This is a genomic window from Streptomyces sp. NPDC097619 (assembly GCF_040302735.1).
Taxonomy (GTDB): domain Bacteria; phylum Actinomycetota; class Actinomycetes; order Streptomycetales; family Streptomycetaceae; genus Streptomyces.
Genome location: NZ_JBEOSD010000043.1, coordinates 47,331 through 54,534 on the forward strand (window position 1 = coordinate 47,331; position 7,204 = coordinate 54,534).

The 7,204-nt window shown below is 74.7% G+C and carries 6 protein-coding genes; 4 read left to right on the forward strand and 2 right to left on the reverse strand.

What is annotated here, in order from left to right; all coding sequences use genetic code 11:
• Positions 1 to 3: 3 nt before the first annotated feature.
• Positions 4 to 1,470 carry a hypothetical protein gene (locus ABTZ17_RS14875; RefSeq protein WP_352195992.1) on the forward strand — a complete coding sequence of 489 codons (1,467 nt, stop codon included), beginning with the start codon at positions 4 to 6 and terminating at the stop codon, positions 1,468 to 1,470.
• Between the two features lie 111 nt (positions 1,471 to 1,581).
• Positions 1,582 to 3,066, forward strand: a complete 1,485-nt coding sequence (locus tag ABTZ17_RS14880) for a hypothetical protein (RefSeq protein WP_352195993.1) — start codon at positions 1,582 to 1,584, stop codon at positions 3,064 to 3,066.
• Between the two features lie 93 nt (positions 3,067 to 3,159).
• Here ABTZ17_RS14880 and ABTZ17_RS14885 read toward each other — a convergent pair whose 3' ends face one another.
• The gene (locus ABTZ17_RS14885; protein WP_352195994.1) at positions 3,160 to 3,342 is read right to left on the reverse strand and encodes a hypothetical protein; all 183 of its coding nucleotides are present in this window, start codon (positions 3,340 to 3,342) and stop codon (positions 3,160 to 3,162) included.
• 313 nt (positions 3,343 to 3,655) lie between these two features.
• Positions 3,656 to 3,952, reverse strand: coding sequence for a hypothetical protein (locus tag ABTZ17_RS14890; protein WP_352195995.1), 297 nt, complete (start codon positions 3,950 to 3,952; stop codon positions 3,656 to 3,658).
• An 81-nt stretch (positions 3,953 to 4,033) separates the two neighbouring features.
• Here ABTZ17_RS14890 and ABTZ17_RS14895 point away from each other — a divergent pair, with 81 nt between their 5' ends.
• Complete coding sequence (locus ABTZ17_RS14895) at positions 4,034 to 5,029, forward strand: LuxR C-terminal-related transcriptional regulator (protein WP_352195996.1); 996 nt, start codon at positions 4,034 to 4,036, stop codon at positions 5,027 to 5,029.
• Positions 5,030 to 5,780: 751 nt separating this feature from the next.
• Positions 5,781 to 7,204 (forward strand): ALF repeat-containing protein (locus tag ABTZ17_RS14900; protein WP_352195997.1); only part of this gene is annotated, 1,424 nt, incomplete at its 3' end.

The following is a 7,204-nucleotide window of genomic DNA, read 5'->3' on the forward strand; positions in this document are numbered from 1 at the left end:
GCGGTGCCCGCACTCCCCTTCAAGCCTCCCGCCGTCGTGAGCCGGAACCTGCCCGTGGCCCTGCGCGGGCTGGCCGACAATCCCTCCGCGCCGCCCGCCGTCCTGCTGCGGCTCGCGGCAGCCGACACCGCCCGCTCCACGCTCGCGCGGCGCCGGGACCTGCCCACCGAGGTGGCGGCGGTCCTCGCCGGGGACGAGGACGCGGGTCGGCGAGCGGAACTGGCCGCGCATCCGGCGCTCCCCGACGAAGTCCTCCTCCGTCTGGCCCGCGATGCCGACCCCGGGGTGCGCGGCCGGCTGGCCAAGGGAGTCGAGTACTTCACGAGCGTCGGTGTGCAAGAGCGCCACGTCCCGCGCCCGTTGTCGTCCGAGGCGTACGAACTCCTGGCGCGGGACCCGGATCCCGAGGTCCGCCGCGCCCTGGCCTTCAACCGTCACCTGCCCGAGGACCTGCGGATCCGGCTGCTCGACGACGAGGACCCGCGGACGGCGGCGGCCGCCGCCACGGAATGGGACCCCGCGCCGGCGGCCCGGATCGACGACCTCCTGGCCCGGGCCCTGGACGACCGGGGACGCTTCCTGCTCCTGCTCCGCCTGGACGGGCCGCTGCCCCACCGGACCGCCCGCGCCCTGCTCGCCGACATCGACTCCGCGGCCGAGCGGGCGGACGGCCCGGACCTCCTGCCGCACATCGCGGCGACCGCCGACCTGGACGCGGAGCTGACCGAGCGGTTCATGGCGGACCGGGACCCGGAACTGCGCGCGGCCCTCGCGTCCAATCCGACCCTGGCCCCCGGTGCCGTCACCGCGCTGACGCGCGATCCCGACAACGAGGTCCGTGCGGCCGTCGTGTGCCGCCGCGACCTGGATCCCGTACGGCGCGAGTCGATGGCCGTCACGTTCGACGACGAGAGCAGCGGCAGAGGGCCGGCGTGGCTGCTCCGCGCCGAGCTGTCCGAGCCCGAGCAGCTCGCCTTGGCACGCAGTCGCCACCAAGTCCTCCGCAAGACCCTGGCCCTGCGCGCCGGGCTGTCCGACGAGGTCGTGGGGATCCTCTCCGAGGACGAGAGCTTCGTGGTGCGGCTGTTCGTCTGCGAGCGCCAACCGAACGCCCCGGCCGCGCTGCTGGCACGGACCGCCGCCGACTGGACGAGCTACAGCCGCTGGGACATGCTCGCCCATCCGAACTTCCCCGCCCGGGCCGCCACCGCTCTGGCCCACTCCGACGAATCCCAGGACCGGGCCGTCGCCGCGGCCCACCCGGGACTTCCGCTCGGTACCGTCGAGGCGCTGCTGGTCGACGACACCGAGCGGGTGCGACACCGGGCGGCGACCAACCCCTCCCTCCCCGCGGCACGGCTGATCGCGCTCCTCGCGGCCGAGGACGCGGCCCACGTCTCGGGAGCGGCGACGAACCGGGCCCTCACCGTCGAGGCGATGACGGCCGTGCTGGACCAAGCGGGCCGGTGAGGCCGGTCGGGCGGTCGGGCGGTCGGGCGGTCGGGCGGTCGGGCGGTCGGGCGGTCGGGGAGAACCGTACGGCCCGTGTCGCCGGTTTCCGGGCTGTGCGAGGATCACCGCGTGGTCATGTCCGCCGCCCCCACCCCTCCTCCCCCGCAGCAGTCCCTGTCCGGCGCGCCGGCTGCGGTCGTGCTCGCCTCCCTGCTGGACCGGTCCGTGGACGTCATGGCGGAGGCCGCAGCGGATGCCCGTCGCTACGACCGGGAGGCGATCCGGGAGGCGTCGGACGTCTGGGACAACAACGTGTTCCCGCTGTTCTGGGCCGTCAGCACGCCCGGCGCCCCTGAACGCGAGCGCCGCGCGCGGGAGGTGCTGGCCTGGATGGCCGGCCACTCCGACCGACGGCGGGCATGGCTGGTCGAACAGGCCGCGATCGCAGGATGGGACGCGGAACCACTACTTCCGCCCGCGGTACCGGCCACCCGGCTCGGGCGTGACCACGCCGGTCGCGTCATGGCACCGGTGTACCGGCTCACGCCGCCACGCATCGCCGACCTCCTCGCCGACTACGACCTGGGGAGGGCATCCGTGCGCCATCTCCAGGTGGAGCGGGCCGGGGCACGGCTCACGGCCTTCCTGGTCCTGGGGGTGGAGCGGACGTTTCCGTCGGCCGAGGTCGCGGAGGCGGAAAGGGGCGGGCGGAACGAGCCGCCCGCGCGCCTACAGGTGTGGCTGGACGGCCTGACGGAGGTCTCCTTCGATCTCGCCGACAGCACGGGGGCGGGCCTCCGAGCGGACGAGGACGACGTCCTCGTCTCCCTCGGCGGGAACGGCCGGCTCCGGGCCACCGGTGGCCAGGGGTACGTGGACGACTTCTCCTGGCACCTGTCGGGTGCCGGACGCGAGGCGGATGCGAACACCCGACCACGTGAACCGCGTTCGGGTGGTCTGCCCCAGGCACCCGGTGCCGAGGAGCGCTCCGCCGCGCCGGCCGCCGCCTCGCTCCTGCGCGACGCGATGCTGGAGCTGCGTTCCGTGCGCTACGCCGAGCAGGCGGACCGCGTCCCCGTCCTCGATCTGTGCCGGGCGTTCCGCGGAGCGGGCACGGAGGTGCGGGAGGCCGGCTCTCGACATGACCCCGATGAACGCGCGGCGGCCTTCGACGCACTCGTCCGCACCTGGGTGGAGCGGGGCGGACCGCGACTCAGGCGCTGGTTCCGGTACGCCGTCGACAGCACCGACCCCGTCGAGGAACAGGCCGTGACCGGTTCCTCCACGACTCCGTCCGCGCCTCCCCCCGAGGTCGCGCTGGTCATGGCTTCCTGGTCGGCGGCGGAAGACGTGGGCAGCGCCCGTCGACCCGCCTCCGCTCTGCTCCAGTTGGCGCTGCCGTCCCGACCCGCTGACGGGGCGCCCGTCGGGCCCTGGCGTTTGCACGCTCTGTCGTGTGCGGAGCCGCACGACTTCCGGGTGCGTCATGAGGCGTTCGATGGAGCCGGTCCGCTCACGCAGATCGGCAAGCCCACGTCGGCCTGCGCCCTGGACATCCACCGGGGGGCGCTGCACGTGGCCTCCGCCACCGGCTGGTCGCGGTCCCTCGCCTGATCACACCCCTCGCACGGCTTCGCCCGAGCCCGAAAGCCCCGACCACAAGGCCCGAGCCGCGAGGACCGAGCCGCGAGGCCCTGAGGGATGCGGCTACTGCCAGCCCATGTTGCCCTGCACCGTGACGGGGGGAACGGACGGAGCCGGTGCGGCGGTCGCGGTGGTGGCGGCGGTGACGGCCGTGGCCGCGGTCGCGGTCGCGGTCGTGGCGAGGAGCGGGGCGGTGACGGCGAGGGCGAGGACCGCGGCGGCCTGGGCGATGCGCATGCGCGACATGGGGTTCTTCCGTTCCTGAGGACGATGGTGGTGCTGACGGGTGTCCGGTTCCGGTCCGTTCGCGCCCCGCGGTGGCACTCTCCGGTCCGATCCGGTGCCCTCGGAACTGCTGTCCCCTCGGGCAAGAACCACTGTCGTCGCACGTCGAGGCGGGGGGAAGGGCAGGAAGCCGGCCGGAACCGGCTTCGGCCGTTTGTGTCCACCCCAAGACCGGAAACCAGAGACCGGAGACCAGAGACCGCAGACCGGAGACCGGAGGCGGGATGTCTCCACGAACCCACACCCCGCACCCCCACTCCCCCGCCCCCACTCCTCAGGGACCGTCGAGCCGCATCAGCGGGGCCTCCGCACGCCGTAGGGTCCAGCCTTCGAAGGCGCGGTGGCCCGTCAACAGCCGGGTGCAGAGGACGGCCGCCGTCGCTTCGGCACGGGCCAGGGAGTCGGCCAGGAGGTAGAGGCCCACCACCGGTCCCTCGGGAGCGTCGGCGTGCACGCTGACGTGCTCCAGGCCGTCCTCCGGGCGGGCCAGTTCCTGGAGGAGAGTGCGCAGCTCAGAGGGGAAGGTGCCGCCTCCGTCCGGTGGGTCCACGTGCGCGTGTACCAGGTACATGAGCCTTCCTTCCGCCGTCCCCCCACAGGCATATGATGATCGTCCTGTGCTGGACATGGGCACATTTTGGGGGGAATTTTCGTGTTGACTGCATTGGGGCTCGACACGACGGCGGAGGCCGTCTACAGAGCCATGCTGGCCGAGCCGGGGGGCGGGGTCGCCGCTCTGGTGGCGCGTACGGGCGCCACCGAACAGCAGGTCCGCGACGGGCTGGACCTGCTCAGCGAGCTCGCGCTCGTCCGACCCTCGGCCGAGAGCGGGGGGCTGCGGGCGGTGTCGCCGGATCTCGGGATGGAAGTCCTGATGGCCCGTCAACAGGCCGAGATCGCGGCGCAGCAGCAGCGGTTGGAGGCTTCGCGCGCGGCCGCCGCGCAGCTGATCTCCGAGTACGCGGACCTGCGGCCGGCCGGCGCGAGTCCGGGTGTCGAGCAGTTGATCGGCCTGGACCGGATCCGGGACTGTCTGGCCCGCCTGACCCGCGAGGTCCGCCACGAGGTGATGACCTTCGCGCCCGGCGGTCCCCAGACCGAGGACAACATCGCGGCGTCCCGGCCTCTGGACGCCGAGCTGTTGGGGCGCGGGGTACGGACCAGGGTGGTGTACCTGGACAGCGTCCGGCACCACCGGCCGACCGTGGAGTACGCCCGGTGGACGGCCTCGCTGGGCGGGCAGGTCCGCACCGTGGCCTCGCTGCCCACCCGGCTGATCATCGTGGACCGTGCCACGGCGGTGATCCCCGTGAGCAGCGAGGACACCTCGGGGGGTGCCGTCGTCCTGACCGGGCAGGGCACGCTGACCGCGCTGTGCGCGCTGTACGAGAGCGTCTGGGAGTCGGCGCACCCGCTGGGCGAGGCGCCGGTCCGCGACGTGCACGGTCTGAGCGCGCAGGAGTCGGCCCTCATCGCACTGCTCTCCGAGGGGCACACGGACGAGGCGATCGGCAAGCGGCTGGGGGTGTCCACTCGGACCGCCCGGCGGATCGCCAACGACCTGATGGAGCGGCTGGGCGCGCGCAGCCGGTTCGAGGCGGGCGTCCGCGCGGTGCAGCACGGTTGGCTGCCCGCCCGCGCGGACTGACGCGGCCGCACCCGGGGCCCCCGGCGCCGATCGGCGCGCGGGGGCCTTCCGCGTGTGCGGGCCGCGTGCGGGTGCCGCTGGTGCGTGAGCAGGCATGGTGGTCCCGGCGTGGGTGGGTGTCGAAGGGCGCTCGTGGTCGCCGTACCGCGGTGCCGACGTGGTGCGTCAGCGGTGGCAGCGGTTCGGACGCGCACCACCCAGCCTTTCCGCTCCTCGCCGCCCTCGGAAGAGCGCCGTCCTGGCCAGAACCGGCCTGGACCACAAGCGTCCACGCAACCGCCCGGCGGCGACCCTGCGGAACTCCCGGCGTGAACTGCGCCCGTGGTCGTGGCCACGGCCACGGACGCCACCACCTCAAGGCCCTGCCGCCGGGCCTCGCACGTCATGTGACGCCTTTTCAGCAGCTCCGATCAGCCCTCCTCGCGCGGCCTCCGCACGCGCGCGTGCGCGTACGCGTCCCTCTTCGACGCCGGCCCATCGGCCCTCCGCCCCGCGCCCGGCCAGATCAGGCCAGGGACGTTTCCGGCCACCCGATCGCCCTTCCGCTCCTGTCGCCGGTGGGCCGAAAGTGGTGATCGCCGCCAGGGAGCGAAACGTGGACCCGGCCGGCACCGACACAGGACACGTCGGCGCGGGACTCCCTTCGCGGAGCCCGACGCGACGTACCGGGTGCGGACCGACGCTCATGACGGTCCGTCGGGCCGGGAGACACGTCCTGGCAGGGATCACACCGCAGCAGAAGGGAGTCGTGATGGCCCAGCGCTTCTCGCGACAGTTCAGCAGACGTCAGATGGTCACCGCGTTCGCCGGAGTGGCGGCAGCGTGCGCCCTGCCGAACTGCACCGTGCTCAGCCGCCCCGCCTACGCGGCGAGCGGCCCGGGCGACACCTCTCTGCCCGCCGGGGCGGGCCTGCCGGACACCGACCGCGGTCGGGTCGTGTGGGCCTACCGGACGGGTGGCCGCGCCGTCCGCACCGCGGCCGCCGCTGCCCTGGTGGGCAGCGCGGCGGACGTGAAGAAGTTCCTGGAGGAGCGGCTTCCCGTGGCGCGGGCCGAGGACAACCGCTTCACGCTCACGCGGTCGCTGGTGACGGCGGGCCGGGCGACGCGCGAAGGCATCGGCACCGCCCTGTCCGGCGGCCCGGCCGCGGTGGAGGCGTACCTGGCGGGCGGGTTCCAGGGCGCGGTGCGCGAGGACCTGCGGGTCGCCGTGACCGCGGTCGTGGCCCGCGGGGCCCGTGCCGTGAAGCGGGAGGGCGCCGCCGCTCTGGACGCCGGTTCGGACTTCGCGCTGCGCGCCTTCCTCAGCGGCGGGCAGTTCACCGCCCAGGAGGAGGACGACCGGTTCCAGGTGACGTCGATCCTGGTGACCGCCTCCCCGCAGGTCCGGGTGTACGCGCAGCGGGCCCTGGACGACGGGTCGCCGCGGGCGATCCGGTGGTTCCTCGACACGGGCCAGTACATCGCCCGGGCCCGGGACGAGGAGACCGCGACGATCCAGCAACTCGTGAAGGTCGTGGAGGCGGAGGGCCAGCGCGCCGGCAAGAAGACCGACGAGGCCGTCGAGCTGTCGCAGCAGGCCGTCAAGGCCGCCGACAAGGCCAAGGAAGCGGCCCTGGAGGCCAAGGCCGAGGCCCTGGCCGCCGAGAACGACGTCCAGCGCTCGGCGCAGGCCGCGAACAAGGCCGCGTCGGCGGCGCGGGGTGCGGCGGCGGCCGCCGCGACCGCGGTGTCGGCTTCGAGGACCGCGCAGGTCGCCGCCTCGCGTTCGGTGGCGGCCGCCCAGGCCGCGGCAGCCGCCGCGGCCTCCGCCGGCCGGGCCGCCGCCCGCGCCTACGAGGCCGCGATCGGGGCTTCCAAGAACGCTTCCATGGCGGACGCGGCCCGAGCCGCCGCGCAGGCCGCCACCTCCGTGGTCAAGTTCGTCCGGACCGTGGCGCAGAAGGCCGACCTGGCGGCCGCCGCCGCCGAGGCGGCCGACGCCGCGGGTGCCGCCGCCGCCGGCTCGGCGGTCGACGCGGCCGCCGCGGCCCGCGCTTCGGCCGACGCGGCCGCCTCCTCCGGCGCCGCGCAGTCCGAGGCCGCCGCCGCGCAGCGCGAGGCCGCCATCGCCGAGGCCGGGGACGTCCCCGCGGACGGCCGCACCCACCGGGCCACCGTCACCCTCGGCGGCCC

What these genes read in the sequence shown, in the direction of transcription:
- ABTZ17_RS14885 (WP_352195994.1), bottom strand. Translation starts at nt 3,342, where the DNA reads ATGTCGCGCATGCGCATCGCCCAGGCCGCCGCGGTCCTCGCCCTCGCC.
- ABTZ17_RS14890 (WP_352195995.1), bottom strand. Translation starts at nt 3,952, where the DNA reads ATGTACCTGGTACACGCGCACGTGGACCCACCGGACGGAGGCGGCACC.